General features: G+C 35.9%; 4 protein-coding genes. 3 read left to right on the forward strand and 1 reads right to left on the reverse strand.

Going from position 1 to position 2134, the window contains the following annotated elements; all coding sequences use genetic code 11:
• Window positions 1–778 (forward strand): RHS repeat-associated core domain-containing protein (locus PAT01_RS19835; RefSeq protein ID WP_154946055.1); only part of this gene is annotated, 778 nt, incomplete at its 5' end.
• A gap of 43 nt (window positions 779–821) precedes the next feature.
• Window positions 822–1355: an SMI1/KNR4 family protein gene (locus PAT01_RS19840; protein WP_064387128.1), complete on the forward strand. Its 534-nt coding sequence runs from the start codon at window positions 822–824 to the stop codon at window positions 1353–1355.
• Between the two features lie 464 nt (window positions 1356–1819).
• Here the strand turns inward: PAT01_RS19840 and PAT01_RS20160 are convergent, their stop codons facing one another.
• Window positions 1820–1966, reverse strand: coding sequence for a hypothetical protein (locus tag PAT01_RS20160; protein ID WP_186807317.1), 147 nt, complete (start codon window positions 1964–1966; stop codon window positions 1820–1822).
• A gap of 34 nt (window positions 1967–2000) precedes the next feature.
• On the opposite strand from PAT01_RS20160, the gene PAT01_RS20320 reads away from it, so the two are divergent.
• A partial coding sequence (locus PAT01_RS20320) for a DUF6531 domain-containing protein (RefSeq protein WP_318299779.1) occupies window positions 2001–2134 on the forward strand: 134 nt, incomplete at its 3' end.

Below are 2134 nucleotides of genomic sequence, written 5' to 3' on the forward strand. Positions count from 1 at the left end.
AATAAACCATTATCAATATGCGCCAAATCCGGTGAATTGGGTTGATCCGTTTGGGTTGTTGTGTAAAGAAGGTGAAAAAAGATTAAAGAGAATGCTGGATACCTTGGTAGATAATGGCTTTGAAAAAGAAGTAATTGATGCCATTTTTAAAGTAGCAATAGCATGTACTCCAATTGACAATCAAGATATATCTACGATTAAATATTCACCTGGGAAAGATAACTATCGTAAAGAACACATATATGACATAACGGGTCTTAATGAAGAAAATAATCTCATTACACTGAATAAAGTTAATAAGTCAGGTGAAATGACCCCTGTAACTATAAGTATTGATAAATTTGCAGAGCAACACAGAGTAAACGGCGAAAAGGTCAAGATTAACCCTGATTCAAAACCAACTAAGTACCATAAACGTACAGTTGGAGAAGTTGATGAGGCAAGAAAGGCATTTCCAGTTCAGCGAAAAGAATATATCAAAAAGTATGCTTCAGATGCACTGAATGATGATAACCATGAAGCGCATAATCACTTTACACCAAAGCAATTAAATCGTATGAAAGTAACAGGTCAAGTACCTAAAAAGTACAATGTTCACCATAAAAAGCCTATTTTTAGGTGTGATCCAAATGAAAACCCAAATGATTTGGATAACTTAGAACTATTAACGGAAGACTTCCATAGTAGAGAAAACAAAAAACTTCATTGGTATGAGGAAGGTGATGAACCGTACGACGAAAACGGTTTAGGACCTAATCTAGGTTTAGAAATAGTTTAATCGTTTTATATTTAAATACAAAATTAAAAGTTTGAGGAATAAGATGAGTAACGAAATAACTAACATAATGGCACAGGCTCAACAAATAGAAAACTTTAGTTGTAGAAAAGGCGGTGCACCTCGGGAACAGATTAAGGGTTTAGAAGAGAAGTTTAAAATAACTTTACCTGAACCTTATAGATTTTTTTTAGAACAATATGGATTTTGTTTTTGGTTTGGAGACAGTGTACAGGGTCTTGTTCCTTTGGATGAAGATTATGAAGATTATGAAGAGGATGATGTGATTGGAGCAACTGAATATTATCATCAGACGTATGATAACAAAGATGAATATCAATCAGTACCCGATCATGGGGTGGTTATTAACTCTTATGATGGTGGTGGCTATTATTTTTTATTTTCGCAAGAGTCGGATCGTGCTGGTGAAGTTGGGCTATTTTTAACAGAAACTTACGGACAGGAAGTGTCTAAATTTAATACTTTCACTGACTTTTTATCTTTTTTAGTTACGGGTACACCTGATCCAGAGCTCGTTGATGTCGATTACGATGAAATAATGGACATAATTGAAGACTAATTTTAGGCTTCAATTATAAAAACAGAGGTTTAAAGCCACTATGTTTGGTTTAATAAAAAAGTACAGTGTACACATGTGCTCTGAAGTTAAAGGGGTTATTACTTTAAACGGCAACCCAGTTGCAGGTGTTTTAATAAATCGCAGCCTTAAATTTGTACATAATGTAATTAAAAATAAACAAGACACCCATCCTAAATTTTGCTCTTTAAGTAGTGGCTACTGTTTAATTATTGTGAATAAATAAACTAGACACCCATTCTAATTTTGCAGTTTGGCTAACTAAGAAAATAACAATGACACCCACTTGAATTGTGGGTGTTAATTTACTGATAACACGTTGTAATAAAACAATATAATACTAAAAAGTAACGAAATAATATAATGCAGTCATTGTAAATCTATATTACAAATATGCTCTTTAACAACATGGATGTTATAAGGGCTTAGGTTTTTAGCCTAAGCCCTTATCGTTTATACCCGCCAAACAGCGGCTCAGCGGGTAAAAAATCAGCGAAAAAGGGCGCGTCTCCCGCGTCTGGAAAAAGCGCCGCGCAAGCGCCTAAATCTAACTCAGGCAGTGCCAGTAATGCGACCGCAAGTGAAGAGCCCATTACAAATCAAGAGTGCCGTTCAGATCCAGTTTCAATGCTCTCTGGCGAAGAAATTCTCCCGCTTATCGACTTTACCCTAGCAGGGAGTCGCCAATTAGTGTGGCGACGTTTGTATCGCTCATCTCATGCTGATGTGTGCACAACAATGGGTAATGGTTGGCGCCACGA

The organism is Pseudoalteromonas atlantica, from assembly GCA_007988745.1.
Lineage (GTDB): Bacteria > Pseudomonadota > Gammaproteobacteria > Enterobacterales > Alteromonadaceae > Pseudoalteromonas > Pseudoalteromonas atlantica.

Excerpts from the sequence above, each read along its gene's own strand:
- PAT01_RS19840 (WP_064387128.1), top strand. The coding sequence starts at position 822 with ATGAGTAACGAAATAACTAACATAATGGCACAGGCTCAACAAATAGAA.
- PAT01_RS20160 (WP_186807317.1), bottom strand. The coding sequence starts at position 1,966 with ATGGGCTCTTCACTTGCGGTCGCATTACTGGCACTGCCTGAGTTAGAT.